This is a genomic window from Vibrio cincinnatiensis DSM 19608 (genome assembly GCF_900167345.1).
Taxonomy (GTDB): Bacteria; Pseudomonadota; Gammaproteobacteria; order Enterobacterales; family Vibrionaceae; genus Vibrio; species Vibrio cincinnatiensis.
Genome location: NZ_FUXB01000002.1, coordinates 144,672 through 170,898 on the forward strand (window position 1 = coordinate 144,672; position 26,227 = coordinate 170,898).

The 26,227-nt window shown below is 45.4% G+C and carries 23 protein-coding genes and 1 riboswitch; of the genes, 20 read left to right on the plus strand and 3 right to left on the minus strand.

Annotation, left to right across the window (positions count from 1 at the left end):
- Positions 1-13 precede the first annotated feature (13 nt).
- Positions 14-1,441 carry an efflux transporter outer membrane subunit gene (locus B5D54_RS02210; RefSeq protein ID WP_078924855.1) on the minus strand — a complete coding sequence of 476 codons (1,428 nt, stop codon included), beginning with the start codon at positions 1,439-1,441 and terminating at the stop codon, positions 14-16.
- Positions 1,442-1,573: 132 nt separating this feature from the next.
- Between B5D54_RS02210 and B5D54_RS02215 the strand changes: the two genes are divergently transcribed.
- The 13 genes from B5D54_RS02215 (at position 1,574) to copI (ending at position 17,157) form a co-directional block, all read left to right on the plus strand.
- Entirely contained in the window at positions 1,574-2,176 is a 603-nt protein-coding gene (locus B5D54_RS02215) for a TetR/AcrR family transcriptional regulator (RefSeq protein ID WP_078924856.1), read from the plus strand.
- 244 nt (positions 2,177-2,420) lie between these two features.
- Complete coding sequence (locus B5D54_RS02220; protein WP_078924857.1) at positions 2,421-3,953, plus strand: ABC transporter substrate-binding protein; 1,533 nt, start codon at positions 2,421-2,423, stop codon at positions 3,951-3,953.
- Positions 3,946-4,899: an ABC transporter permease gene (locus B5D54_RS02225; RefSeq protein WP_078924858.1), complete on the plus strand. Its 954-nt coding sequence runs from the start codon at positions 3,946-3,948 to the stop codon at positions 4,897-4,899. Before B5D54_RS02220 ends, B5D54_RS02225 begins: the two co-directional genes overlap by 8 nt.
- Positions 4,896-5,693: an ABC transporter permease gene (locus B5D54_RS02230; RefSeq protein ID WP_078924859.1), complete on the plus strand. Its 798-nt coding sequence runs from the start codon at positions 4,896-4,898 to the stop codon at positions 5,691-5,693. Before B5D54_RS02225 ends, B5D54_RS02230 begins: the two co-directional genes overlap by 4 nt.
- Positions 5,690-7,072: an ABC transporter ATP-binding protein gene (locus B5D54_RS02235; protein WP_078924860.1), complete on the plus strand. Its 1,383-nt coding sequence runs from the start codon at positions 5,690-5,692 to the stop codon at positions 7,070-7,072. Before B5D54_RS02230 ends, B5D54_RS02235 begins: the two co-directional genes overlap by 4 nt.
- A gap of 31 nt (positions 7,073-7,103) precedes the next feature.
- Positions 7,104-7,201, plus strand: a riboswitch (TPP riboswitch).
- A 30-nt stretch (positions 7,202-7,231) separates the two neighbouring features.
- Positions 7,232-8,143, plus strand: coding sequence for a bifunctional hydroxymethylpyrimidine kinase/phosphomethylpyrimidine kinase (gene thiD / locus B5D54_RS02240; protein WP_420883054.1), 912 nt, complete (start codon positions 7,232-7,234; stop codon positions 8,141-8,143).
- Between the two features lie 159 nt (positions 8,144-8,302).
- The gene (locus B5D54_RS02245; protein WP_078924862.1) at positions 8,303-8,998 is read left to right on the plus strand and encodes a pirin family protein; all 696 of its coding nucleotides are present in this window, start codon (positions 8,303-8,305) and stop codon (positions 8,996-8,998) included.
- A gap of 314 nt (positions 8,999-9,312) precedes the next feature.
- Positions 9,313-9,792, plus strand: a complete 480-nt coding sequence (locus B5D54_RS02250) for a hypothetical protein (RefSeq protein ID WP_078924863.1) — start codon at positions 9,313-9,315, stop codon at positions 9,790-9,792.
- An 86-nt stretch (positions 9,793-9,878) separates the two neighbouring features.
- A complete protein-coding gene (locus B5D54_RS16855) occupies positions 9,879-10,259 on the plus strand; it encodes a hypothetical protein (protein WP_139364765.1) in 381 nt (126 codons plus the stop codon).
- Positions 10,260-10,352: 93 nt separating this feature from the next.
- Positions 10,353-11,723 (plus strand): TolC family protein, encoded by a 1,371-nt coding sequence (locus B5D54_RS02255; protein WP_078924864.1) that lies wholly within the window; start codon positions 10,353-10,355, stop codon positions 11,721-11,723.
- A 16-nt stretch (positions 11,724-11,739) separates the two neighbouring features.
- Positions 11,740-13,449, plus strand: a complete 1,710-nt coding sequence (locus B5D54_RS02260; protein ID WP_078924865.1) for an efflux RND transporter periplasmic adaptor subunit — start codon at positions 11,740-11,742, stop codon at positions 13,447-13,449.
- Positions 13,446-16,571 (plus strand): efflux RND transporter permease subunit, encoded by a 3,126-nt coding sequence (locus B5D54_RS02265; protein WP_078924866.1) that lies wholly within the window; start codon positions 13,446-13,448, stop codon positions 16,569-16,571. Before B5D54_RS02260 ends, B5D54_RS02265 begins: the two co-directional genes overlap by 4 nt.
- Before the next feature lie 46 nt (positions 16,572-16,617).
- Positions 16,618-17,157, plus strand: coding sequence for a copper-resistant cuproprotein CopI (gene copI / locus B5D54_RS02270; protein ID WP_078924867.1), 540 nt, complete (start codon positions 16,618-16,620; stop codon positions 17,155-17,157).
- A gap of 55 nt (positions 17,158-17,212) precedes the next feature.
- On the opposite strand, the gene B5D54_RS02275 is transcribed toward copI, so the two are convergent.
- Together B5D54_RS02275 and B5D54_RS02280 are read right to left on the minus strand one after the other, a co-directional pair.
- Positions 17,213-18,862, minus strand: a complete 1,650-nt coding sequence (locus B5D54_RS02275) for a POTRA domain-containing protein (protein WP_078924868.1) — start codon at positions 18,860-18,862, stop codon at positions 17,213-17,215.
- Between the two features lie 60 nt (positions 18,863-18,922).
- Positions 18,923-20,206: a collagen-like triple helix repeat-containing protein gene (locus B5D54_RS02280; RefSeq protein ID WP_078924869.1), complete on the minus strand. Its 1,284-nt coding sequence runs from the start codon at positions 20,204-20,206 to the stop codon at positions 18,923-18,925.
- A 550-nt stretch (positions 20,207-20,756) separates the two neighbouring features.
- Here B5D54_RS02280 and B5D54_RS02285 point away from each other — a divergent pair.
- The 7 genes from B5D54_RS02285 to B5D54_RS02315 are packed head-to-tail and all read left to right on the plus strand — an operon-like array spanning position 20,757 to position 26,217.
- Positions 20,757-20,969 (plus strand): Flp family type IVb pilin, encoded by a 213-nt coding sequence (locus B5D54_RS02285; RefSeq protein WP_078924870.1) that lies wholly within the window; start codon positions 20,757-20,759, stop codon positions 20,967-20,969.
- A 24-nt stretch (positions 20,970-20,993) separates the two neighbouring features.
- Positions 20,994-21,392 (plus strand): prepilin peptidase, encoded by a 399-nt coding sequence (locus B5D54_RS17465; RefSeq protein WP_078924871.1) that lies wholly within the window; start codon positions 20,994-20,996, stop codon positions 21,390-21,392.
- An 11-nt stretch (positions 21,393-21,403) separates the two neighbouring features.
- Positions 21,404-21,940, plus strand: coding sequence for a TadE/TadG family type IV pilus assembly protein (locus B5D54_RS02295; protein ID WP_078924872.1), 537 nt, complete (start codon positions 21,404-21,406; stop codon positions 21,938-21,940).
- A 9-nt stretch (positions 21,941-21,949) separates the two neighbouring features.
- The gene (gene cpaB, locus B5D54_RS02300; protein WP_078924873.1) at positions 21,950-22,903 is read left to right on the plus strand and encodes a Flp pilus assembly protein CpaB; all 954 of its coding nucleotides are present in this window, start codon (positions 21,950-21,952) and stop codon (positions 22,901-22,903) included.
- Positions 22,900-24,066 carry a type II and III secretion system protein family protein gene (locus tag B5D54_RS02305; protein WP_078924874.1) on the plus strand — a complete coding sequence of 389 codons (1,167 nt, stop codon included), beginning with the start codon at positions 22,900-22,902 and terminating at the stop codon, positions 24,064-24,066. Before cpaB ends, B5D54_RS02305 begins: the two co-directional genes overlap by 4 nt.
- 16 nt (positions 24,067-24,082) lie before the next feature.
- Positions 24,083-25,345: a TadA family conjugal transfer-associated ATPase gene (locus B5D54_RS02310; protein ID WP_078924875.1), complete on the plus strand. Its 1,263-nt coding sequence runs from the start codon at positions 24,083-24,085 to the stop codon at positions 25,343-25,345.
- Complete coding sequence (locus B5D54_RS02315) at positions 25,342-26,217, plus strand: type II secretion system F family protein (protein WP_078924876.1); 876 nt, start codon at positions 25,342-25,344, stop codon at positions 26,215-26,217. The genes B5D54_RS02310 and B5D54_RS02315 overlap by 4 nt, the downstream gene beginning before the upstream one ends.
- Positions 26,218-26,227 lie beyond the last annotated feature (10 nt).

Here is a 26,227-nt window from a genome sequence, read left to right on the forward strand (position 1 = left end):
TTTTAAAACCAAATCAAGAATGAGAGGGCGAAAACCCACCGCCTAAAGCATGAATAAGTGCAAGATCTAAGCTAAACGCACGAGACTGAAGGTTAACCAACGCCCGCTGGTTATTGAGTAACGTCTCCTCGGCGACCAAAACATCAAGGTAAGTCGCTAGCCCCCCTTGGTAACGATTGTTGGCAATATGGTGAGCGCGCTCAGCTTGTATGACGGCTTGTTGCGTTTTTGCAATCCGCTCATCCAACGCCTGAGTACTGGTCAACACATCCGCAACGTCATGCAAAGCTTGATTTAACGTAGCGTTATATAAGCTGACCGACTCTTGATAACGGGCTTGAGCAGAAGTGAGTTGCCCTTCCAATCGACCGCCCGTAAAGAGGGGTAAATAGATGGCCGGACCAATGCCGCCTGCATCATTACCACTGTTAAACACATTATCGAGACCAAAAGCTTGATAACCGATGAATGCGGAAAAGCTCACATCGGGATAAAACATGGCTTGTGCGATCCCCACCCGCTCAGCCGCCGCCTCAGCCCGCCAGCGCGCAGCAACAATATCGGCTCTATGCCCTAACAGGCCAATACTGGCGTCTGCTGGCAAACCAAAACGAGCGTCGAGCGTAACGGTTGGAGCATAAATCGTTCGTGCGCGATCCGGCCCTTGCCCAACTAAAGCGGCCAGCGCATTTTTTTGTAATTCAATCGACTCATTTAATGCCAAAAGTTCAGCATCAACACTGGCAGCAATCGATTTGGCTTGGCTAACCGCCCCCAGAGTTTCAAGCCCGTTGTCGTAGCGTTTTTGCAATAACTCAACCGTTTTCTCTCTCACCCCTAAAGCCGCTGCTACCGTGGTTTGGTTAGCATAGAGACGAGCCAGTTCTGCATAGGCATTAGCAATGGATGTCGCTAACATCAAACGAGCAGAAACGCTTTCAACCTCTGCGGCAGCCAACTCTGAGGTTGCCGCCGCAATCGACGCTCGGTTCTTACCCCAAAAGTCAAAGTCATATTGAAAATTAAGCGTGAGTGAACCGTAATCATTCCAACCATGAGGTGGTGAATACGATTGGTACTGATAACTGACTTTACTTTCGCTTGCAGAAGCCGCCAACCCAACATCCAACGAACGAGCTGCCCCTGCTTGCTCGGCAATGCCTCGGGCATTGTCTAACCGTGCCTTCGCCATTTGCAACGTGGGGGAATACTCAAAGGCTTCCCTTATTAATTGATTAAGCTGTGTATCTTGATAGCGTTCCCACCAAGCATCCGTCGGCCATTCTATGCTGGCATGATCAGTAAACGTTTGTTCGGTATTCCACTCTTGTGCGGACTTCATCTTGGCCAAGTCTTGATCACGATCTGGACTTGCGCAGCCAAAAAGCAGTGCCGTACTGAGAAGACTCATCGAAAAATAAGGAACAGATTGGCTCTGCATCGGCTTTATTGGAGTATTGAGTTTCACATTTGATAACCTTATAACTGAACTGTACGGTACAGTTATACTCTTGACAGAAATGGATCGTCAAGAGAAAATTATGGAAATTTTTCAGTTGGGATTGAGGCGCGAATGCGAGTAAAAAGTGAAGAAAAAAGGCAAGCTATTTTAGAGGTTGCAAAAGATTCTTTTACACAACAAGGCTTTGAACAGACATCTATGTCACACATTGCCAAAATGCTAGGCGGTTCAAAAGCGACGCTCTATAACTACTTTAGCTCTAAGGAAGAGATTTTTTCTGCGGTCATGGCCTCTTCAGCCACCGAACAGATCGCTAATGCCTTCTTATCTCTAGATAAAAATCGTGATATTGCCACTTCTTTGGAAGAATTTGGCGCAAATTTTCTCAACTCGATTCTCGGTGTTGAAGCCATGGCAATTTATCGCATGGCGATCCATGAAGCAGAACGCTCTTCTGTTGGACGACATTTTTATGAGCAAGGGCCAAAGAAAGGCTGGACGCACGTCAGCGAGTATATTGCTGCACAAATTGATAAAGGAATGCTAAAGCCCTGCGACCCTTGGGTTGCCGCCATGCAATTTAAAGCTCTTCTGTCTGCGGAATACATTGAACCGTTTGCCTTAGGGGCCATAGACAAACCCACTCAAGCACAAATTAATACCACCGTTCACCGAGCCGTCACTATCTTTCTTACCCTTTATTCTCCACAATAACCCCTCTTTTATTGATACAAAAACAGGTTGGTGAATACGGGCCACCCCGTACTCTATGAGATAATAAAGCTGGAGCCAGCACTTTGACCCTGTGCCTCCAGCGCCGAACACGCCCTATTGCCAACCTTACTTTCTCATTCACACATGAAATAGTTCACAAGCGATTCAATAACAAAAAATACTGGACATGATAACGATTCTCATGTTGAAATAATGTTATGTTATAACATCTAGAGTTTTACTAATGAAAAAAACGTTATTCTTGCTTGCTGTTATCGCCATTGCCGTGGTGTTTTTTTGGAAACCCAGCGCATCGGACAAACCCTCTCTTTTATCCGTTTCTGGTCCGTTTGAGTTCAGTAGCCAAGATCTGTCAAAAGATGGTTTTCTTTTTTCTCGCTTACAGGTCGTTGAAGCATTAATCGGTATTAATGACCAAGCACAACCTTACCCGCTTTTAGCACAAAGCTGGCAACAGAGTGAAGATGGATTACGCTGGGTTTTCGAAATTCGCCCCAATGTCGTGTTTCATGATGGTCAGCCGCTCACGGCCCAAGCTGTCGTTCGCTCACTCAGCCGAGCCGTCAATAAACCGGGAGTAATTCGTCAAGTCCCGATTGAGTCGATTACCGCAGAAAATGAGGCACTGGTGATCACCCTACAGCGCCCTTATCGGCCATTGCTTTCCGTTCTCGCTCACTATTCCACCGCGATCATTTCGCCATCGTCTTATCATGAAAATGGGCACGTCAATCGCTTACAAGGCACCGGACCTTACAAAATTGATCAATTACAAGCACCACATAAGGCGCAAGTCATGCGTTTTGACCGTTACTGGGGAACACCAGCGGCCATTGAGAAAGTGGAGTACTTAACGGGGCATCGTTCCGAAAGCCGAGCGCTGCTCGCGCAAACGGGGCAAGCGGATATCGTCTATACATTAGATCCTATCAGCATCCCAGCCCTTCAGCAGGCCAAAAATGTCCAGTTACACATTGAGTCAATGCCACGAACAGTGCTGATTAAAGTCAATAATGCTCACCCATTTCTCAGTCATAAATCAGTACGTCAAGCCCTTAGCTTCGCTTTGGATCGTCAAGGTATGGCAGAATCCGTACTCCGTTTGCCACAATCCCATGCTTACCAACTTTTTTCTCCCGCTTTAGGCTCTTGGCATCTGCCCACTTTATCGGGAGAACAACGCCAGTTAGAAAAAGCGCAACAATTATTAACCGACCAAGGCTGGCAAAAAAACGCGCAAGGCTTTCTGGAAAAATCGGGGGAAGTTTTCCGCGTTCAGTTACTGACTTATGCCGATAGACCAGAGCTTCCTCTCCTCGCAACGGCAATCCAAGCACAATGGCGAGAGTTGGGTATTGATGTTCAAATTTCGATTGATAATTCCAGTGCCATTCCTGCCAAGCATCATGATAATTCATTAGAACTGGCACTTATTGCCCGCAATTTCGGTACACTTGCTGACCCCCTACCTTTACTAATGGAAGATTTTGCTACCGAAAAAGGATCCGATTGGGGGCCCATGCACTGGTCATCCGATCTCTTCTCACAACAGCTTGATCAGCTAGTCACTGAATCCGACCCAGAGAAATATGAACAATTGGCTCAGCAAGCCGCTCATATCCTTGCTGATGAAATGCCTCTTATTCCTGTGACTTATTACCAACAAATTATCGCGGTAAATCGTCAAATTCATGGCTTCTCTTTTGACCCTTTTGAGATTAACTACCGTCTGTCGGAGATGAAGTTCCATGACTAAACTCTTGCTCTCTCGGTTGTACCAAGCACTTTTTGTCGCTTGGTCAGTGGGCACCTTGACGTTTATTTTGATGAGAATGATCCCCGGCGATATCGCCTACCGCATTGCAGCAGGTCGCTATGGTTATGACTATGTCAATGAACAAGCCGCCTTAGCGGTGCGAGCGGAACTTGGGCTTGATCGTTCAGGTGTTGAGCTTTATCTCAGTTGGCTATGGGATTTGTTGCATTTTAATTTGGGGCATTCTCTCGTCAGTGGCGAACCGATTGTTGATGCCCTATCTCATCAGCTTGGCCATTCATTGCTTCTTGCGGGTGCAGCAACGTTACTTTCTCTATGCCTTGCTATTCCACTTGGGATCTACTGTGGAAGAAGAGTTAACCAGTGGAGCGATCACCTTGCGCTCTTTGGTTCCATCATTGTTAGGGCTCAGCCAGTCTTTCTGATTGGGTTGGTACTGATCTTGATTTTCTCTTTACACCTGAACTTACTGCCCGTAGCGGGGTTTGGCCGACTAGAACACGTGATTCTTCCTGCATGCGCATTGGCATGTAGCCTTGCCGCTATGTCTAATCGAATGATCCGTAATGCCACCCACCAAGTGATTCATTCCTCCTATTTTCAGTTTGCACGTCTTAAGGGGCTAACCGAATCGCAGGCATTTCAGCGACATGCACATAAAAATATTGCTTTGCCCGTCATTGCTTTCGTTGGCATTCAAGCAGCCGGCTTGGTAGAAGGAATCGTCATGATTGAATCCTTATTTTCCTGGCCCGGTATTGGTCATGCCCTTTCTCACGCTATCTTCCAACGTGATATTCCGATGATCCAAGGTGCGGCATTGATCATGGGGTTACTGTTTGTGTTCATCAATACCTTGGTTGATGTGGCCCAGTATTACCTAGATCCAAGACAACGATTTGCAAAACAGGAGTCACACGCATGAGTGGCCTTATTCATTTATCTCGAACCCAATGGGTGGGATTGAGTATTTTATTCGTTCTCGTCACGCTCACCGCTATCGAGTGGCTTTTTTATCAGGGTGATCCGGCCCAACAATCATTATCTCAAGCGTTTGCATTACCGTCTTGGCAAGAACCGTTCGGGCGAGATCACTATGGCCGCAGTAACTACGCTCGGCTCAGTAGTGCAATTATGACCTCGCTCAGTATGGCGCTGTTCAGTGTTCTCACCTCTGCCTCATTAGGGCTACTCGCAGGGGTGGTGGCAGCATGGAAAGGGGGCTGGTGGGATAAAAGCTTGTCGTGGTTGGTCAACCTACTTTTGGCTATGCCGGGGCTCATTTTGGTTCTTCTTTTTGGTGCCATGCTACCGGGCTCATTTATGATCCTCTATTTTGCTATCTCTTTAATTTTATGGGTAGAGTATTTTCGAGTGGTGCGTAGCCGAACCCTAACCTTGCTGCGCTCTCCCGAAATCGAAGCCGCCCGACTTTACGGATTCAGTTCGTGGTATCAATTTAAACGCCACTTGTGGCCAACACTGCGTACCGATCTCTTTACCTTAGGTTGCTTTGGGGCTGGAAATGCCATCTTGGCGCTTGCCTCCATTGGTTTTTTATATGTAGGCCTTAAGCCACCCGCCGCAGAACTAGGGCTCATGATGGTTGAGTTATTTCGTTATTATCATCAAGCCCCATGGGTACTGCTTCAGCCTATCGCGGTCGTCTTTCTGTTAGTCATGAGTTTTCATCTATTAGCTCGAGGTAAACACGCATGAACACTTTATTACGCGTAGAGCAGTTAGCGATCTATAGCCAAGAACAGTGTTTGGTTGACCCCGTTTCCTTCCATCTGGCTTCTGGTGAAGCGGTCACCATTTTAGGAGAAACGGGCTCAGGGAAAAGCCTTCTTGCCAATGCGATAATTGGAACGTTACCCAATGAGTTAACCTTGCAAGGAAATATCACGCTATTTGGAAAAAATCAGAACTCCCGCTCTCAGGCAGAGCGTCAAGCACTCTGGGGAAAGAAAATCTCGATTCTCCCTCAAGAACCTTGGTACGCCTTAAGCCCATTAATGAACATAGGTGAGCAAGTCCGTGAAGTTCATACGTTAGTTAATCACAATGCCGCTCAGGCGAATGAAAAAACGCAGGCAGCCTTTAATCAGGTTGAACTTAGCCAAGACCAAGGGAAATACCCCCATCAGATCTCTGGAGGCATGGCACAGCGGGTAGCCTATCTTTGCGCCACTCAAGCAGGAGGCGAACTGTTGATCGCTGATGAACCAACCAAAGGGCTAGACAGCAGTCGAAGAGATCAGATTATTGAACAGCTCCTCACCCATAAGCAGCGAGGGGCCGTACTCACCATTACTCATGATGTTGAAGTCGCTGACCGCTTAGGAGGAGAGATCATTGTCATGAGAAAAGGGGTTATCCAAGAGCGAGGGCCAGCAGAACAAGTGCTTAAACACCCTCAATCAGACTACACCAAAGCCCTTATTGCTGCTGATCCCCATTTTTGGGAAAAACGTTCTAAACCTCAAATAGGTGAACCACTACTGACGGTTCATCAGTTAACCAAAGGGTTTGCAAAGAGAACACTATTTCGAGATCTTAATTTCACATTAGCCAGTGGTGAAGTTCTTGGCATCAGCGGTGACAGCGGTTGTGGCAAATCAACCTTGGCCGATCTCTTGCTTGGGTTACAATCCCCTTGCTCTGGCGGCATCACGTTTCACCAGAAAATCAAGGTCGCTGAGGCGCTGAAGCTGTATCAAGACCCTCCCAGTGCGTTGGCGAAACATTGCACATTGCAAACGCTATTGAACGATCTTGAACAACGACATGCGATTGATAAGCAGGCGATCCCTATCTTAATGGCAAAACTCAACTTATCACCGGATTTATTGCTGCGTCAGACAACCCAAATCTCGGGAGGGGAATTACAGCGCTTTGCTATTTTACGGGCTTTATTAATGAAGCCTAAGCTACTGATTGCCGATGAACCCACCTCTCGTCTTGACCCCGTTACCGCAGCAAACACATTGGAATTGATGCTGGATTTAACACAACAGATAGGCTGCGCGTTAGTCCTCATTAGCCATGATAAAGCAGCATTAGAGAAGCGCTGTCATAAGGTGGTTCAACTCTAGTTGTTTCACTTAAATTATTTGTTAGTATAGGCCGTTATAGTCGGGGAGCCTTTGAGCTGAGATCGCACAGCGAGACCCGTTGAACCTGATTCAGTTAACACTGACGTAGGGAACTATCGCGGACCATTTACGCCGCCAACGCAATCACGGCACAGTACAATGCCAGTAGCGAGTTCCTCTTCGTCACATTTGGAGCCCGTTATGCCAACCACCTCTCTTTCTTCCCCTCCGATTGTATTAACCATTGCTGGCTCAGACAGCGGCGGCGGCGCGGGAATTCAAGCGGATATCAAAACCATCTCAGCGACTGGCAGTTATGCTTGCAGTGCCATTACGGCGATAACCTCGCAAAATACGCTCGGTGTTTCGGCCATTTTGCCCATTCCGATTAAGCATATTGAAAGTCAATTAGATGCGATATTTTGTGATTTAAATGTGGCGGCGGTGAAAATCGGCATGTTAGCCGATAGCCAGATTATTCACGCAGTGGCGGATAAACTGCGTCAATATCACCCCCCATTCGTTGTCTTAGATCCCGTTATGGTCGCAACCAGTGGTGATGTATTACTGCAAAATGAAGCGATTAACCACCTTAAACAGTATCTTTTCCCTCTTGCTACTGTCATCACCCCAAACTTACCGGAAGCGGCGGTGTTAACGGGCGTTCCTTTACCAAAGCATGAATCTGAATTGAGTCAGTTAGTGGATGCACTCCAGCAATTAGCCTGTCAGGCGGCACTGCTTAAAGGTGGCCATTTTACTCAATCCCCTCACAGTAATGACTGGCTTATCACCAAACAGCAGGTTCACTGTTTTTCTGCCGATAGAATTCAAACAAGCAACACCCATGGCACAGGTTGTACCCTCTCCTCTGCCATTACCTCTTACCTTGCGCAAGGTCAGCCACTTGAACAAGCCATCCACAGCGCGAAACACTATATTTCCCAAGCGCTATTTTATGCTGATCAATTACATGTGGGTCAGGGGCATGGGCCCGTTCACCACTTTTATGAAGCGAATCCAACCCCTCTATCTTCTATTCCATCTATACTAGAGAAGAAGAAGCGTTAACCTCTCTAGTCATTCAATTTTTTTGAACAAGCACGACAAGTTCCTCCGCTTTTTCAATCACACACAAAGCCGTAAAGTAACAACCAAGCAATGAGGAACACCTTCTCAAATTTCAAATAGTTTAAAGCACTTGGGTTGACCAAGTTAAAGGAGCAAAAAATGATTGAAGTAAGAAAAGCAGAACAACGTGGTCGTGCGAACTTTGGCTGGTTAGATAGCAAACACACCTTTTCCTTTGGTAGTTACTACGACCCACAACATATGGGCTTTTCAGAATTACGGGTGATCAACGATGATATCGTGACCCCCAGCGCAGGTTTTGAAACACACGGTCACCGTGATATGGAGATCATCAGCTATGTTTTAGAAGGCACCATCGCCCATAAAGACAGTGCGGGTAACATCAAAACGCTACCGGCGGGTGAGTTTCAATTAATGTCAGCAGGGCGCGGTATTTACCACAGTGAGTTTAACGCTTCAGACAGTGAACCCCTGCGCTTTTTGCAGATTTGGATTCAACCGAATGTTCAAGGCGGCGAACCGGGGTATCAACAAAAAGATTTTGGGAAACACGTGGGCTTAACCCCCATTGTGAGCCCTACTGGTGAACAAGGCACACTACACATTAAACAAGATGCCTCACTACATCAGTTGATTTTAGAGCCCAATACGTCGCTGACTTATGAAGTGACCTCTGGCCGACGGGTGTACATCCACCAAGTCCACAGCCAGTTAAATGTAAATGGAACTCTGCTCTCCCCCGGAGATGGCGCAAAAATCAGCGCAGAATCCAGTCTAGAACTGCGCAACGATTCAGATCTCCCCGTCACCGCGTTGGTCTTTGACCTACCCTAGTCAACCTTGAGATAAAGCGCCCCAGAAATGGGGCGTTACCACATTAATTCAGATATTGCACAATCCCCGTTTCACCTCCACAAACACTTCGTTTAAACGTATGCATAAACGGAACTTAGCTTTGGCAAAAAGGCAATTTTTTGCGTTTTGATCACATCCTTGTTATTAAATGGTATAACAGGCTAACGCTTTTCAGCCATTCTTGATATATCGCAAGACATGACGGCCTTAAGCCCGTTAATTATGACCTTCTCGTACCGAGCGCCTTTCCTACTCGTTCGGTTTTCTCCAGTAATTTTTAGCAAGGAATTTTTATGTCTGACATTGCAACCAGTATTGATGCGATTCAACCTATGGCTGACGCCACTTCTGGCTCCATTTGGGGTTATGTTGTAGGAGGAATCGTTTTGGTTCTTGCTGCGGGTTATTTTGGATTCAAAAAAATCAATCAACCCGCCTTTGTGATTAAACAGATGCGTAAACGCAATCGAAAAGAGATGCAAAAACAAGGGATGGAAAGCACCGAAGCCTTAGCGGATTTGGATCACCTTCTCGATGCGGTTCAACAATACGCCACTGATAACGGTATGACTGGAACCGCAATGGTTCAACTGCTCGCCCCTCTCAATGATAAAGCCAAAGTAAATTCTGCCGCAGGTTTCTACCATGCGATGGCTTATATTGCGAAAAGCATTAATCAACCCCAGTTGGTCAAAAGCTTACAAAGTAAGTCAAAACAAGTAAAATCCAGCTCTCCACTGATGGCTGGGTTACTAAAACGCGCCGGCGTATGATCAAATAACCTGTCTCAATCAAAAAAATTTGACCTTCCCCCAAGGGGAAGCTTTATACTTGGGACAGGTTTTTAGGATGGTTTACTATGCACTCAACGTTTTTTCGCATCACATGGATATGGGTAATGCTGTCGGCGTTGCTTATTTCTAGTTTTGCTTCGAGTGCCCCATCCCATTCTACTCTGCATGACCACCATGCACCGCCCATGGCGCAAACTCACTGTGCAGAAAGTAGTCACCTTACCCACTCACAAACTCCAATGCACCATGCGCCGTCAGATACCGAAGATTGCCGATCGTTAGCAAACGATAATTGCTGTCCCTCCATGTGCATAAATGTGCCGATTCTTCTTAATCAACGGGTTCTTTCCGCAACCGACGTCCCTTTGACACATTATCAAATTACCCTAGTCTCTGGTGAGGTTATTCACCATACTCAAACCTTGTTTCGCCCTCCAATAGCGTAATCCATCACGATTTCACCTTTGTTATCGCGTTCTGTCTCTTAACAACAGAACTCTATTTTGCTGCGCTTTACGCGCTCAATTATGGATTACATCATGAAGCTAAAACCCTGCATGCTTGCACTGCTTATTAGTGCATCGGCTTGGAATTCGCTACCTGCCTATGCTCAATCAACCGAGCAGGTAAATACAGCGTCTTCAGCCCATTTCATCACCTTATCGCAACTGATAGAGGTCGCCTTAAATCACGATGCTCAGCGCCAACAGTTCTATGCTCAGGCACAAGCCACTCGAGAAATGGGCATCGCCAGTGCGACCCTCATGGATCCAAAACTAAGAATGGGCGTCACCGGTTTACCCGTTGATAACTTTGCCTTAGACCAAGATCCCATGACCAACCTTTCCATCGGCCTAATGCAGCAATTTGAGCGAGGAAATACCCTCAACTTACAGCAGGAAAAAGCCAGCCAACAAGCCGATGGCATTGAACTGCAAATTGCGGCTCGTGAACGAGAAGTCATCAATCGCCTCACCCAACTCTGGCTTGAACTGGGCTACCAGCAACATGCGGAGCGGCTTTTATTAGCAAACCAAAAGCTGATGAAAGAATTAGAAGGTGTGATTCGCACCAACTATTCTATCGGAAAAAACGAAGCTCAAGACTTACTCAATGCCCAACTGCTTGTCAGCCAATTAGATGAGAAACAGCAAGCAAACCAACAGATACAGCAACGTATTGTGTCACAAATGTCTGAATGGCTGGGTAGTGAATGGTTACTCAAGTCAGCCGCTTTTCAAGCGACCAATCAACTGGATTGGCAAGTATTGGATCAGCAGCTCAGCACAGTTTCATCTCATCAATATTTCTCGTTACTCGCACAGCATCCAATGGTGAGAATCGCAGAAGCGAACATCGCTGTTAGCCAAACTCAGGTTAAGTTAGCAGAGCAATCTTATGCGCCTCAATTTGGTATCGAAGTGATGTATGCCTACCGACAAGCGAACAATATGAAAGGAGAACCCGCGTCCGATCTCATTAGTGCCTATCTCACGATGGATATTCCACTCTTTACGGGTAACCGTCAGGACCGAAGCCATGCAGCAGCTCAATATCAAGTGGGGGCAGCTCAGTCACAAAAAGATTTATTGCTTATGCAGATGAATGCCCAAGTCAATGCCTTGCTGGTAGACAAAACCTCGCTAGAACAGCGCCTAACACATTATCAAACCATGCTTAAACAGGCACGTTCTCGAACTCGTGCCGTTGAACGAGGCTACCAGAATAGTACCGCTCAATTTAATGATGTGATTAGTGCAACGCGAGATGAACTCGCCCTTGAACTAGAGCAGCAGCGCTTACTAACAGACTTAAATCAGACCAAGAGTCAGCTTGCCATGCTACTAGGCGGTTTCCGCTATACGGTGGGTAAACCAACTCTCCCCACTATTCATACTCACCGCTTTTGAGTAAAGGAGTACAATGATGAAAACATTACCCATTGCCGCCATCACTTTATTGATTGGAACCCTACTAGGTTTTAGTGCCAGTCACTATCTCATCGGTAACGAGAGGATGATGACTCATGATCATTCATCCTCCCAAAACAGCAAAGAACCGCTTTATTGGGTTGCTCCTATGGATCCAAACTATAGACGAGACAGACCGGGTAAATCCCCAATGGGGATGGATCTCATTCCTGTGTATGCCGAAGAGGCTTCTCCAACACGTGACCAACCGGGCACCGTCCACATCGATCCTGCGGTTGAAAATAATCTGGGGGTCAAAACCGCCAACGTCGAATTCTCCAAACTCTCTCCTCGTATCGAAACCGTCGGCTACATTGCCTTCGACGAAAGCCAGTTGTGGCAAACAAACGTGCGCGTGTCTGGCTGGGTCGAAAAACTCTATATCAATGCGGTCGGAGAAAAAGTCAATAAAGGTGACGTGCTGTTTACGCTCTACTCTCCTGAATTGATTAAAGCGCAAGAAGAACTGCTCAATGCAAAACGTACCGGCCGAGATGGGTTGATTCAAGGAGCAACAGAACGGCTGATTTCGCTGGGTGTCGATCGAGACCAAATTCGACAGTTAATTCGCCGAGGCAAAGCCTCTCAAACTATTGAAATAAAAGCGCTGGCTAATGGGGTGATCGCCAGCCTGAATATACGTGAAGGCGGCTTTCTCTCTCCCGCTCAAGCGGTGATCAGCGCTGGACCTTTAGAAGAAGTTTGGGTGGAGGCGGAAGTGTTTGAACGACAAGCCCATTGGATAAGCAAAGGCAGCCAAGCGACGATGACCTTAGATTCTCTACCGGGTAGGGAGTGGCAAGGGGAAGTGGATTATGTCTACCCGATTCTCGATCCGAAAACACGTACCCTACGTATGCGGCTCAAATTCACCAACCCCAATGGTGAGTTGAAACCCAATATGTTCGCTAACCTAACGCTGCAACCCATCAGTGATTCCAAGGTCCTGACGGTTCCGAAATCGGCCGTCATTCGCTCAGGTGGCATGACACGCGTGGTGCTTGCACAAGGGCAAGGAAAATATCGTTCGGTACGCATTAAAACCGGCCAAGAAGCGGGCGATAAAATTGAAATTTTACAAGGGTTAACCCTGCAAGATCGCATCGTCACGTCGGCGCATTTTATGCTCGATTCAGAATCGAGCCAACGTGCTGACCTCTCTCGTATTCACGGCATTGAGGCACCAGCACAAACGGTTTGGGCTAAAGGTGAAATCACCGACATCATGCTCAGCCACCAAATGTTAACGCTCGTCCATCAACCGATCCCTGAGTGGAACTGGCCGGGAATGACGATGAATTTCACCGTGGCACAAGGGGTCGATCTACACGGATTAAGTCAAGGGCAAGCGATTGAGTTTGAGATGGAAAAAACGCCCTCCGACCAATATCAAATCATTGCCATCAAAGCCGATGACCGTGTTGTCGCGGGTGAAGTGTGGATTAAAGGCGATATCTCTATGCTGATGGCCGATTTTGGCATGGTCACCTTGTCACACCTAGCTGTTCCTGAATGGAATTGGGAAGCTGGTGAGCTCAATTTTTCCGTGGGCGACGAGATCAACCTTTCCGATTTTAAACAAGGAGAGAAGGTACAATTTCTCGTTGCCAGAAACGGTTCTGACTACGTTCTGAAACAGCTCAAAGAACAAGGAGAACAGCTATGATTAGCGCCATTATCCGCTGGTCGATCAACAACCGCTTTTTGGTGTTAATCGCCACGTTATTTCTTGTTTTAGGGGGCTTATATAGCGTTAAAAATACGCCCGTGGATGCCCTCCCCGATCTCTCAGATGTGCAAGTCATCATCAAAACCAGTTACCCCGGGCAAGCACCGCAAGTGGTGGAAGATCAAGTCACCTATCCATTAACCACCGCCATGCTGGCCGTTCCGGGTGCAGAAACGGTTCGCGGTTATTCGTTTTTTGGTGATTCTTACGTCTACATTATTTTTAATGATCACACTGATATGTATTGGGCACGTTCGCGGGTGTTGGAATACCTCAGCCAAGTCGCCCCAAAACTGCCACCCAGTGCAAAACCAACGCTTGGCCCTGATGCTACAGGGGTCGGTTGGATTTACAGTTATGTGCTGCAAGATAAAACAGGCCAGCACGATCTGGCTCAGTTAAGAAGCCTGCAAGACTGGTTCTTAAAATATGAGCTACAAACCGTCGCAGGAGTCTCCGAAGTCGCCACCGTCGGCGGTATGGTTAAGCAATATCAGGTCCAGATTGATCCCGCCAAATTACGGGCCTATAACTTGACCCTACAACAGGTCAACATGGCGATTCAAAATGGTAACCAAGAAAGCGGAGCTTCGGTGATAGAAGTGGCCGAAGCGGAACATATGGTACGCACAACCGGTTACCTTACCAGCATTGAAGATATCCAATCACTGCCATTAAAAGTTACGGAGCGAGGCACACCTTTACTTCTCGGAGAGATTGCCGACATCAATATCGGGCCACAAATGCGGCGCGGCATTTCGGAACTGAACGGTGAAGGCGAAGCGGTAGGTGGTGTTATCGTGATGCGCTTTGGTGAAAATGCCAGTCAGGTCATTGATAATGTCAAAGCTAAACTCGCCACATTACAAAACAGCTTACCCGAAGGGGTTGAGATTGTGACCACTTACGATCGTTCGACTCTCATTAATGCAGCGGTAGATAATTTATGGCAGAAGCTGACTGAAGAGTTTATCGTGGTAGCGATAGTCTGTGCCTTATTTCTTTTCCATATCCGCTCCTCCTTAGTGATTGTCCTCAGTTTACCCGTTGGTATCTTGAGCGCTTTCATCGTAATGCATTGGCAAGGTATTAACGCCAACATCATGTCACTTGGCGGAATTGCCATTGCGATTGGCGCGATGGTAGATGGCGCTATTGTGATGATAGAAAATGTTCATAAACATATTGAGCGGACACCTTTAACCGATAAAAATCGCTGGCAGGTAATAGGTAAAGCCGCAGAAGAAGTCGGGGCTCCCCTCTTTTTCTCGCTGCTTATCATCACGTTAAGCTTTGTCCCTGTTTTTGCGCTCCAAGGGCAAGAGGGAAAAATGTTTTCTCCTCTCGCGTTCACCAAAACCTATGCTATGGCCGCAGCCGCTGGGCTTGCCATTACTTTAGTACCTGTACTCATGGGGTATTTTATTCGAGGAAAGGTACAACCTGAGCATAAAAACCCGCTCAATCGAGGGATTATCGCTCTCTATCGCCCTTTACTCAATCTAAGCCTACGCTATCCAAAATCCATCATTGTCTTGGCTTTAGCGCTCATGGCATCGGCTTACTACCCAACCCGCCAGCTTGGTAGCGAATTCATCCCACCTTTAGATGAGGGGGACTTGATGTATATGCCAACCACGTATCCGGGAATTTCTATCGGTAAGGCTCGAGAGTTATTGCAACAAACCAATAAACTCATCAAAACGGTACCGGAAGTCGAAACGGTTTGGGGGAAAATAGGCCGAGCCGATACCGCGACAGATCCCGCTCCCCTGACGATGATTGAAAGTGTGATTCAATTAAAACCGAAAGATCAATGGCGTGATGGGGTTACCAGCGAATCACTGCGTAGAGAATTTAATGAATTAGTGCAATTCCCCGGTTTAACCAATGCTTGGGTCATGCCGATCAAAACACGTATCGACATGTTGGCGACCGGAATAAAAACACCAATAGGCATCAAAATCGCTGGGCCAGATCTTCAGGTCATTGAAAAAATTGGGGCGGAACTTGAACCTTTACTTCAACAGATCTCCGGTACCGCTTCTGTCTATGCTGAACGTGTTGCTGGCGGACGTTACGTAACCATTGACATAAAACGACGGGCCGCTGCTCGTTACGGCCTAAACATTAACGATATTCAGCAGGTGGTTTCAACCGCGGTGGGAGGCATGAATGTCGGCGAAACCATTGAAGGGTTAGAACGCTACCCAATTAACGTTCGCTACCCACAAGACTACCGTGATTCGGTTGTCAAACTGCAAAACCTCCCCCTTGTTACACCCAATGGGGCCCGTATTGCACTGGCTGATGTTGCAGATATCCGTTATGAGGATGGTCCACCGATGATCAAAACCGAAAATGCTCGCCCGAACGGCTGGGTATTTGTCGATATTGATGGACGAGATCTCGGCTCTTACGTTCAAGAAGCGCAGCAAGTCGTAGCACAACAACTGCTATTGCCTACAGGGTATTCATTAGCATGGTCTGGACAATATGAATATATGGAACGAGCTAAAGCGCGGCTAAGTATTGTTATACCCATCACGCTGGCCATCATTATGCTGCTGCTCTACTTCAGTTTCCGCCGTTTAGGCGAAGTTCTGATCATCATGGGAACGCTTCCTCTTGCCATGGTAGGAGGGCTCTGGTTGATGCACTACCTCGGTTATAACTTCTCAATTGCGGTTGGCGTAGGCTTTATTGCGCTAGCGGGGGTGGCCGTGGAAATTGGGGTGATCATGCTGGTGTATCTCAATCAAGCTTGGCATGACCGAAAACGGCAGGTCGAAGAAGTTGGCCAGCCTCTTCAGTCTCACGATCTCACCGAAGCCATTAACCAAGGTGCAGGTCTGCGTGTTCGACCAATAATGATGACGGTACTGACTGTTATTATCGGCTTAATTCCCATTATGTATGGAGACGGAGCCGGTTCAGAAGTGATGCAACGTATCGCCGCCCCGATGATTGGAGGGATGGCATCAGCACTACTACTCACACTATTAGTGCTACCCGCAACCTTTAAGTTATGGAAAAACAAAGAACTCTCTCAACGCTAACGGGATTAACGATTATCCCAATAGGACAAACATAAAAGGACATGATATGAAAACTATTTTATTAACTATCACGTTGGCACTCAGTGCCAATACCGCTTACGCGGCAAAAACAGAGCACACACACCAAGCTCACGGTAAGGCTTCCCATCACTCAATGGAGCATAACAACATCAAAATGGATCACTCAAAGATGGCAGGAATGACAGAGATGTCTGAAGTGGGTATGCCAGCAAAAGGGGCCAAGCCCGATAAAGTCGTTCATGTCATATTAAGTGATGACAGAAAGATCACGTTTAAAAGAGAGGTCACCATCGAGCCCAATGATGTTGTTCAATTTGTGATAATGAATACCGGAAAGATTGCTCATGAGTTTGCGATTGGTTCAGTCAAAGAGCAGTTGGAGCATCGCAAAATGATGCGCACCATGACCATGCTCCACGATCACGACTCAGGCCGATCCGTCACGGTTGCTCCCGGTAAAGCCAAGCAATTACTCTGGCATTTTCATGGTGAACGAAAAGTCGAACTGGCCTGTAATCTCCCCGGTCACGCAGAAGCAGGCATGGTAAAACACATTCAGCTCTAATTGAAAAAACGCAGGGAGCCTAAAACTGGCTCCCTTTTCTGCTTCAACAACATAACTACAACTGCCAAACAATTTTCAGATTATAAATACCACCAGAATGCCTATCACGATCACGCATGGGTTCAGCATATTCTAAAGCAATATTCACATTGTTACTGAACCCCATTTCTGAACCTATCGCAAAAGAGGCAATATCATCATGAGACAAAATAGAAGGGGAAATATCATCAACATAAGCATAATCAACAACCAGATAAGGGTTAAAATGATATTCTCTTAATTGCAGTTTTTTCATCACTTTGACTTCTGCCCCCACCCCTCGATCCCCTTTCAATTCACCTTCTTTATAACCTCGGCCATAATAAAAGCCACCATAGCTGGGTTGCTGGCTCGAAACCAAACGATCCTGACTGTATATGGCATTCGCTTTAAAAGACATTACCCAGCGGGTATTGGTTTCATAAGAGCCATAAAGGTTCGCTTCATAAAAGAAAAAACCTTCGTCATAGCGGTCAGGGCGATTAATTTCAGATTGATAGTCAAACCAAGGTGTAATACTGGTATTTACCCCCAAATTCGTAAAAAAAATCATGGACTCTTTGATTTTATAATAATCAATATAAAGATTAGCCAAACCATAATGGATCTTTTCATTTAATGAACCTAATGAATGAAAATCATATTTCCGTGACTCTTTCTCGTATAAAACGCTAGATTTCAAAAGCAGCTGTTGATCTTGCCGAATCAGCATAGGATAAGAGAGTGTCAAGCTGATACTTTTCCGATTAAGGTGATGGCTGTAATCTATTTCTCCATGATTAAGTGCCAGTGTTTCTCTGTTTTCATCTGAGAAATAATCCGCCATCAACCTCGTTTTCAAACCATTCCTCTGCCAATCACTCTGTATGGCCACAGAATAGTATTCCGCATTATCTTGACGTTCTAACGGCACCAACCCTGATACGGTAAACGTATCGACATAACCCAGAGCCGGACGAGTATGTAGCCCTACCGACATATTTTTATCCGCATTTTTCTGAGAAGAAAAGCCAATAAAAGGTTCAAATATCTGCCTGTTTTTGACCTCAGCTCGAATACTGGTTGCACCTGACAAGGTTTTGGGCCGCGGTAAAGCAATAGAGAAACGGTAGCCCGGAATCTGATTAAGAAGATAAACCGCTCTATCTAAACGCGTTTGAGTCAACGGACGCTCATTAGTTAAAGGTTCAAGAATATGCGCGACCCTTTCCTTGAGTGATGGATGATCGGCAATAATTTCTGTTCTTGCGATATACCCTTCAACTAAGGTGATAGTGAGCTTTCCATCCACAAAATGATTTCTCTGGATAGTTGCATAAGATAAGGCAAATCCTTGTTCTTGATATAACTGGTTCACTCGCACTAATGCATTCTTTAATAAATGCTCTGAATAAGGTTGATGAATAAGAAAATCCACCACTTTGGCTAAATCTGTTAATTCAACGGCTCCCCCACCAAGAAAATGGATGGATGATATTATGCTAAAATCCTTTTCTGCTGATATATCCAAAGGTATAGGTTCGATATCAGCTTGTGAATAAATCTGCTGTTCATAAACCTCCTTTCCCTTCGGTTTGACGATCAAAGGTGGCTCATTGGCTCGGCTCATAAGTGGAAACGTGAACAGAGCAAATAAGAGCCAAACGATCAAGTGGTTTTTTATCATACAGAGCGCCTCTCTGAACCCTCTCGGGTTCAGAATAAAGTGATATATCACAGCAAACCATTACTCTAAAAGCGGTTTAATCCGTTTACTTTTTAATGAATTTAATAATGCCCCTTTATTCTCCGCTTCTGAGATCACGGAAAGCGTATTATTGGGAATCATTTCCGCTATTTTCACATCCTCTAAGAGTTTATTTTGTGTCACACTAGAAACCCTATCCACCAAGTCACTTAATCGCTGTGATTTTTCATTCAGTAGCTTATCAATGGAAATGAGCGATTCAGGAAGCCCGAGTGACTCTCTATCAATGATCGAGGTGCCATTGACCACGTCATCCAATTTCGGGCCAAAGTTAAGCATATCGCCTAAACTCTGTGCAACAATAGCCACATCCCCTTCCAGTAACGCCTCAACTTCAACCGTGATGTTCGGCGTTCCTTCTGCCCAAGGAGAAAGTTCATCCACATTGACTTGATCAAAAATCCCCGTATCTAACCCCAACTCTGACAGGCGATCTTTACCACTTTGTTCAAGCAATAGCGCTGTGATGCCATTTTCTCCAACAAATACCGTCCCTAAATCTTGTGCTACGCCTTGAGTATCCATCAATAATGCTTTGGTTCCAGCCCCCAAAGCATCCCCAGAGACATAAACAAATTTTGGCAGTTGTGTTTTTGCACTACCCAGATCTTCAAACAAGATCAACGCATTTCCTTTCAAATCAATCATGTCATTAGCTTGAATGACTACCGGGGCCGTCATCGCAGAAAGGTGCTCAGACAAACCATAGAGGCCACCCGATTCAGATGTATGCAGAGTCAGCCATTCACCAAGGCTTTCCACTTCGCCCCCTAAGCTGGACACCGTTTCCCCGGTATAGGTGAGCAGCCCTGTATGGTTATTCAACTGCACAAAGATAGGTAAAGCGTCCAGTTGTTGGATGGCCGACCCAGCAGAAACAACGGTCGTACCCACTCCGGTTGAAGCTTCAGAAACGCCCTGTAACGTCGTGGTTAAATAAGTCTCATCGAGTGCGAGTTGCTGGTTTACAATAGGAACCCCTTCACCGAGTGTGGAGACCACAGCCCCGAGATTCACTAAAATTTCGCCGGAACCTGTAGTGATGCTATCCAAATTCTCGGTTAACTGGCTCTGGGAAATCACCGCTCCAGATTCGGTAATGATATTTTTTGATGCCTGAGTCCCTACTTGGTCATCATCATTAGGCTCAGACACGTCTTCCCCTTCTGTATTATTACTGGCTATTGTGCTTGTTCCTGCACAACCAACAAATAACAGGGGAAAACACAATAACATTGCTAAAAAACGCATAGAAACGATCATGATCTTTCTCCTCTGGCTTGTCGATTAAAAAGGAGAAATAGCGACACACTCTGAAATTATTGGTCAACGCATGCCAATAAAACCATCGATAGCTCACCTAACCTAATTAATGACAACCCATTACTGATTAATACTCAGTTTTTAGTTTTTCATTTAAAGCTAAAACCATTAAAATAAATATGGCCTTATTTAAAAGGATTTTAACAATGATGCAGATTAAATATCTAAGCCAAGTTCTATAAAAAATCCAGTTTATAACTCTATTTATTACACAAAATTAAATGGCTATTTTCTAACTCATTCACTTAACACAAGTTATTATTTTACCTTTGCGATAAAACCGAATTAACCACACAAAAAATCAGTGTTTTACTTCTACTAGTTTCATTTCAACATGTGATATAGATCGCATAAAAAAAACCTTTACTCGATAAAAACTGTCTAGTCTTAAATTTGAACCAAGTGCACAAAAATGATCAAAAAAGGGAACTTTTCTCTGGGTGATCATCAGCACACAGTCAAAAGGAATAAACAACGTGAGGGCTAAATTATGTTTATTATCAAACAACTAATAATAAAAACATGGTGTAAAGGTTATGCATTCCTTTACGACAACAAAGGGGCTTCCGGTATTGAATACGCCATCATCGCCACCATTGCCGCGATTGCGATTGCTCTCTTTGCGACAGGTACTGACAATATTGCCGATCGTATTGAAGGGATTCTAAATACCGTTAAAGATGCCTTACCTACATCTGCCTAATAATATGATGAAGGAACACTCCAGTTGTCCTTATTTTTTATTGGGCTGCTGTTAGTCGCAAGCTTTTACGATATAAAAACCATGAGGGTTCCTAACCTACTCAGTTTTACTCTCATGTTATTGCCTTTAATTTCTTACGTTTTTTATTCTGAAGTGAATATTAACTTTGACATGAATGCAATACTCGTAACTCTGCTGCTCACAGTACCCGGTTATTTAAAAGGGAGTTTCGGGGCGGCGGATATAAAAATATTGCTGGGTATATCGTGTATTCTCTCATTATTAGATATGCTGATTTTTCTTAGTGTTTGCTTTATAGTATTTAGTATTTATAGCCCTCTCTTTTTTAATAAAAGACAGGAAGCCCCTTTTGTTCCTTCTCTGTTTTTCACCTATGGTGTATATGGTTTTATTACCCTGTAATAGGAGTAGATATGCTTCGCTTACGAATTTATCACAATGGATTCCATAACAAGCAAGCCGGATCTGTCGCAATAGAAACCGTTTTTTTATTGCCTATTATCCTTATTTTGCTTTTTGCCATTATCCACTACTCCATGATTTTTTTTGCTGCCAGCTTATTTAACCATGCGGCAAAAGAAGGCATAAGACATGCTGTCTCTTATGTGGATGAAGAGTGCTATTTTTCCTCAGCGGGCTGTCAGGATGAAACCTTATTAGTTCAAATTAAACCCGTAGTACAAACCCATGCACTACAAATTATCAAAGGATTTGCCAGTGAAACATCCGGTGATGAATGGACTCTGTTTGGCGTCACGTTGCCCGATAAAGAAGAGCTGATCACATTGACCACAATTGAAGGGGGTGGCTGCTGTAAGGTCATCATTAATTTGCCTAACTATCATTCCACCCCCTTTTTACCGCTAAACATTATTGATGGGCTCATTCCCGGAGAGGGATCGGTTTTTCCCAACCAAATCATGGCATCAGCAGTATTGAAACTGAATTAGGAACACAACATGGACAGTCATATTAATAAAACTCAGTGGCTAAAAATTACCGCCGTGACCCTCTTTATTCTGGCTTTAATGTTTGCGGTATTAGGGTATTTAAGCCATTCCAATGCATCCGTTGGACAGGAAAATGAAGTTGAGCGTCCACTCTATCAAGGTTGGAAATTTAACCAGTCGCTTCCTGCCGGGCAGTTAATCACCAGAGACCATTTGGTACCTTTTGCTACGCTACAAGCCAATCCACAGATGCTTTCTTCGCCTGAAATGGCCATAGGAAAACGCCTGACGCGTTCCGTTACTCAAGAAACATTACTCACCAAAAACTTACTCGCTGAAGTACACCCCATTATGGGGGAATTACCTGCAAATTATCGAGCCATCGCCATCCGGGCTAATGAAGTCATGACCGTCGGGGGGTATCTACAACCCGGTGATCGGGTGGATATTATGCTGCTACTAAAACCCAATAAAGAGTCTGGGTTACACACGACGGCCAGAAGAATTGCCAGCCATGTTTTGGTTCTCGCGGTGGGCGAACAGATCACAAATACAAAAGGAACTCACCGAGAAGCCAATGCTAAGTCGGTTGTACTCTCCATCCACGAAAGTATCGCTCCGCTTATTCTTTTAGCCGATAGCGCAGGAGAATTAAGACTTGCGGCAGTTGGTAACCAAGAAAGAATGCTGACTGAAAGCACCATCGCATCACCGGTTGAACCAACCGTCACCACATTTTCGGCTACCCATATTTCAGATTCAACCTTATCCAAACATACCGCTGACCCACTACATTCACACTATACGGTGGATCTAAAACGCTTCCAGTCCCCCTCTTCCAAACCTAGCCCAACCAAGGCGGTTAAAACGGCTCGTTACCGAGAGCCTGCGAGCTACATTGAAATTATTCAAGGCAGTGAACGTTCAATGGTTAAGACTAAAAACGAGTGGAGCAAACAATGAAAATAAAACCGATTTCAACCTTATTCATTGCGCTCTTTCTTGTGCTATCAATGAAAAGCTATGCAAATCAAACACTCTCCTTAACCCAAGGAATGCAAGATCACTTCGTAGCTACCGATGCGGCGATTATTCGAGCCGCCATCGCTGACCCAAGCGTCGTGACCTTGGATGTGATTGATAGTTCGACTTTATTATTAACTGGACATGCGATTGGTAAAACCTCTCTTTTGGTCTGGAAAAAAGATCAAACCTACCCCAGTAAACATACCATTGAGGTTCAACCCAATACGGTTCGTCAGTCTGGGATACAGGTTCAAACCGATATTAAAGTCGTCGAAATCAGTAAATCCGCATTAAAAGAAGCCGGATTTTTCTTTGGTAAAAGTGGTTCCAACACCACCATTGGCATTGGATCATCTAGAGCCTTAACCGGAGGCAACTTTGCGGGCGGATTGGTCAGTAATAATCATTTCTCGCCTCTCTCAGAGGCTTTTAACGTGATCATTGGTGATGCCTCCAGAGGCATACTCAGCTCAATCAGTGCGCTTAATGCCAATGGGTTTGCTTATACCTTAGCCGAACCGAGTTTAGTCACTATGTCGGGTCATACGGCAACTTTCCTTGCAGGGGGCGAATTTCCGTATCCTAAAAGTTCAAAAGATGGCGAAATCAGTATTGAATTTAAAGAGTTCGGTGTCCGGCTCAACCTATCACCAACTGTCTTACATGATGATCGCATTATGCTTAAAGTTGCCCCTGAAGTCAGCGAACTCAACTACCACAATGGGGTGAGTAGTGGAGGCGTTATTGTTCCCGGGTTGAGTGTTCGTCGAACGGATACCACCGTACAACTCGGTGACGGTGAAAGCTTTGTGATCAGTGGCTTAATTAGCAGCAGTACGATGAAAAATTCCGACCGCTTCCCCGGGTTAGGTGACATTCCTATTCTGGGCGCTTTTTTCAGTTCTAACCGCTTAGAAAAAAACGATAAAGAACTCATGATGGTGGTCACACCACACCTTGTAAAGCCACTGGCTAAAGAGGCCAAACTTCCTCCGCTACCAGGAGAGATCTACCGTCAGTACCAACCTGATTTTATTGGTTTGGTGTTCTTACAAAGTGAACCCGAAGATTTACCCAGCGGAATCGGTTTTTCAAACTAAGCGTAAGGATGGCTCTATGCAAGGAATCAATTGGTTTAACTCTTTAGGACAAACGACATACACCCCATTAGATCTCGAACTTAAAGCTCGTTTACACAAGTATGTGCTTGAGCGGATGGAAGACGATGGCATTCTTTTTGATGTCTCTGTTTCCGAGAAGAAGAATATTTTACTGCCCATTACCTCCTACATTCAGCAATACATTGAAGATCAAGCGTTAGATCTCACCTTCCCTATGGATGAGTTGGCCCGGGAATTATTAGATGAAATGGTCGGCTATGGCCCTATCGAAAATTTGCTCAGAGACCCCAGTATTGATGACATTTTGATCAATGGTCCCAAACATGTTTTTGTGGAAAGAAATGGCATGCTAGAGCAAGTCAATCATCACTTTCTTAATGATGAGCATGTCATTCGTGTGATCCGCCGTATGATTTCTCCGCTAGGCAGGAGAATTGATGAATCAAACCCCATGGTTGATGCTCGCTTACCTGATGGAAGCCGAATTAATGCCATTATTCCACCACTGGCACTCGATGGGGCATGTTTATCCGTTAGGAAATTTAAACAAGATATTTTAACAGCCGAGTTTTTGTTGCGAAACGGCAGCCTTTCAGAAGAGATGCTGTCCTTTTTGCAACGCAGTGTTAAAGCACGCTGTAATATTTTAATCAGTGGCGCAACGGGGTCAGGTAAAACGACTTTACTCAATGTACTCAGCCAATACATTAATAGCCATGAACGTGTAGTGACGATTGAAGATGCCGCTGAATTACAACTCCGCAACGATCATGTTGTCCGGCTGGAAACTCGCCCTCCCAATTCGGAAGGCTGCGGTGAAGTCACCGCTAGAGAACTGCTTAAGAACGCGTTAAGAATGCGCCCTGACCGTATTATTTTGGGGGAAAGCCGAGGAGGTGAAGTACTCGATATGCTCCAAGCCATGAATACTGGACACCTAGGTTCCATGAGTACCTTACACGCCAATTCCCCCAGTGATGCCTTAATTCGGTTAGAAATGATGGTCACCCTGGCTGGGTTTCGTTCCAGTGAAACCTTCATTCGTAAAGTTGTCGCTTCTGCTATTGATATGATTGTACAAGTGAGTCGGTTAGCCAATGGGAAACGGGTCATCACAGAAATTGTTGAAGTTTCTGATGTAAAAACCACCAATATCACCACCAAAACCTTATATCGCTACTACCCAGCCGACCATCACTTTGAACAAACAGCAAGCCCGTCTCAGTTACTGTCTACGCAACTGGAGGTGGCAAAATGAGTGCGCTCTATCTACTCATCGCTTTGATTACCATTGGAATGAGTGGCGTTTGTTTCTATTTAGCCCAAAAGATCGACATAGATGACGTGGTGGTTGAAAACATGCCCTCTCAGAAACGCGCTGCACAAAAACACGTCCATTCTATGGTTACAATGGAGCGTTTGCAGCAGTTAGGGTTTAGTCGCTCACCACTGAAAAACATCACCTTGCTTGGCTTAATACTCACCATCAGCCTGTTTTTTGCACAGTCATTGGGTTGGATGGGTTTAATACTCTCTTTGATGACGGGCCTTTTTATGACATTTGCTATTGCTCAATGGCGACGGAGCAATATTAAATTACGAGTGATCCAGCAACTACCCTCATTCGTCGATCAAGTCAATCGACGCATCAAAGTTGGGTTAAGTGTCAACCAAGCGATTGAACAATCGTCTAAAACAACAACCGCGCCACTCAAAACCATCTTAGCGCGGGTGGCGCATCGACGAGCCCTTGGCATTGAGCTGCAAGATGCTTTCCATAAAGAAAGTGTGATCACAGGAGTCTCTGCCTTTCGTTTGCTTGGCTCTATCTTCAATATCAATACTCGCTATGGTGGCAGCATTAATGAGTCATTAGATAGCTTAGTTAAGTTACTGCGCCAACAAGATCTCAGCCGTCGAGAACTCAAATCCATTACTGGAGAAACTCGAATTACCGCTTGGGTGATCGGCAGCGCCCCCATCATTGTTAGCGCCTATATGATGATGCAAAACCCTGAATTGCTGCTCAACATGTGGGACTCCCCAGAAGGACAAAATGCCTTGGTCCTTGGCATTACCATGCAATGCTTAGGGGTCATTTTGATTTGGCGAATGTTTCGAACCTTATAAGGATATGCAG

What these genes read in the sequence shown, in the direction of transcription:
- B5D54_RS02295 (WP_078924872.1), top strand. Translation starts at nt 21,404, where the DNA reads ATGCTTCGCTTACGAATTTATCACAATGGATTCCATAACAAGCAAGCC.
- cpaB (WP_078924873.1), top strand. Translation starts at nt 21,950, where the DNA reads ATGGACAGTCATATTAATAAAACTCAGTGGCTAAAAATTACCGCCGTG.
- B5D54_RS02260 (WP_078924865.1), top strand. Translation starts at nt 11,740, where the DNA reads ATGAAAACATTACCCATTGCCGCCATCACTTTATTGATTGGAACCCTA.
- B5D54_RS02275 (WP_078924868.1), bottom strand. Translation starts at nt 18,862, where the DNA reads ATGATAAAAAACCACTTGATCGTTTGGCTCTTATTTGCTCTGTTCACG.
- B5D54_RS02310 (WP_078924875.1), top strand. Translation starts at nt 24,083, where the DNA reads ATGCAAGGAATCAATTGGTTTAACTCTTTAGGACAAACGACATACACC.
- B5D54_RS02245 (WP_078924862.1), top strand. Translation starts at nt 8,303, where the DNA reads ATGATTGAAGTAAGAAAAGCAGAACAACGTGGTCGTGCGAACTTTGGC.
- B5D54_RS02235 (WP_078924860.1), top strand. Translation starts at nt 5,690, where the DNA reads ATGAACACTTTATTACGCGTAGAGCAGTTAGCGATCTATAGCCAAGAA.
- B5D54_RS02220 (WP_078924857.1), top strand. Translation starts at nt 2,421, where the DNA reads ATGAAAAAAACGTTATTCTTGCTTGCTGTTATCGCCATTGCCGTGGTG.
- B5D54_RS02215 (WP_078924856.1), top strand. Translation starts at nt 1,574, where the DNA reads ATGCGAGTAAAAAGTGAAGAAAAAAGGCAAGCTATTTTAGAGGTTGCA.
- B5D54_RS16855 (WP_139364765.1), top strand. Translation starts at nt 9,879, where the DNA reads ATGCACTCAACGTTTTTTCGCATCACATGGATATGGGTAATGCTGTCG.
- B5D54_RS02280 (WP_078924869.1), bottom strand. Translation starts at nt 20,206, where the DNA reads ATGATCGTTTCTATGCGTTTTTTAGCAATGTTATTGTGTTTTCCCCTG.
- B5D54_RS02305 (WP_078924874.1), top strand. Translation starts at nt 22,900, where the DNA reads ATGAAAATAAAACCGATTTCAACCTTATTCATTGCGCTCTTTCTTGTG.
- B5D54_RS02285 (WP_078924870.1), top strand. Translation starts at nt 20,757, where the DNA reads ATGTTTATTATCAAACAACTAATAATAAAAACATGGTGTAAAGGTTAT.
- B5D54_RS02255 (WP_078924864.1), top strand. Translation starts at nt 10,353, where the DNA reads ATGAAGCTAAAACCCTGCATGCTTGCACTGCTTATTAGTGCATCGGCT.
- B5D54_RS02210 (WP_078924855.1), bottom strand. Translation starts at nt 1,441, where the DNA reads ATGCAGAGCCAATCTGTTCCTTATTTTTCGATGAGTCTTCTCAGTACG.
- B5D54_RS02250 (WP_078924863.1), top strand. Translation starts at nt 9,313, where the DNA reads ATGTCTGACATTGCAACCAGTATTGATGCGATTCAACCTATGGCTGAC.
- B5D54_RS02315 (WP_078924876.1), top strand. Translation starts at nt 25,342, where the DNA reads ATGAGTGCGCTCTATCTACTCATCGCTTTGATTACCATTGGAATGAGT.
- B5D54_RS02225 (WP_078924858.1), top strand. Translation starts at nt 3,946, where the DNA reads ATGACTAAACTCTTGCTCTCTCGGTTGTACCAAGCACTTTTTGTCGCT.
- copI (WP_078924867.1), top strand. Translation starts at nt 16,618, where the DNA reads ATGAAAACTATTTTATTAACTATCACGTTGGCACTCAGTGCCAATACC.
- thiD (WP_420883054.1), top strand. Translation starts at nt 7,232, where the DNA reads ATGCCAGTAGCGAGTTCCTCTTCGTCACATTTGGAGCCCGTTATGCCA.
- B5D54_RS02230 (WP_078924859.1), top strand. Translation starts at nt 4,896, where the DNA reads ATGAGTGGCCTTATTCATTTATCTCGAACCCAATGGGTGGGATTGAGT.
- B5D54_RS02265 (WP_078924866.1), top strand. Translation starts at nt 13,446, where the DNA reads ATGATTAGCGCCATTATCCGCTGGTCGATCAACAACCGCTTTTTGGTG.